This window comes from Paraburkholderia sp. SIMBA_054 (genome assembly GCF_046534875.1).
Taxonomy (GTDB): domain Bacteria; phylum Pseudomonadota; class Gammaproteobacteria; order Burkholderiales; family Burkholderiaceae; genus Paraburkholderia; species Paraburkholderia hospita.
This window is the reverse complement of record NZ_JAWRXV010001337.1, coordinates 1-249: the sequence shown is the minus strand read 5'-3', so window position 1 is coordinate 249 and position 249 is coordinate 1. Positions and strand designations below refer to the sequence as shown.

Annotated in this window: 1 protein-coding gene; it reads left to right on the top strand. The window is 68.3% G+C overall.

Going from position 1 to position 249, the window contains the following annotated elements:
* The coding region (locus SB822_RS59435; RefSeq protein WP_410859419.1) for a type II secretion system F family protein at window positions 1-171 on the top strand (171 nt) is incomplete at its 5' end.
* Window positions 172-249 lie beyond the last annotated feature (78 nt).

The following is a 249-nucleotide window of genomic DNA, read 5'->3' as shown; positions in this document are numbered from 1 at the left end:
ACGATGCTCGACCGTGCCGCCGACGGCGAAGCGCGCGAGCTCGAGCGCCGCACGATGTTCCTGACGAGTCTGCTGGAGCCGCTGCTGATTCTGGCGATGGGCGGCGTGGTGCTGGTGATCGTGCTGGCGGTGATGCTGCCGATCATCGAGTTGAACAACCTGGTGCAGTGAGGGCGGCGTCGCGGCGCTTTTGTGCGGCGGGTGCTGCGGGTCGATGCGAAGCGGCGTGCGTGTCGCCCCGCTCTGCTC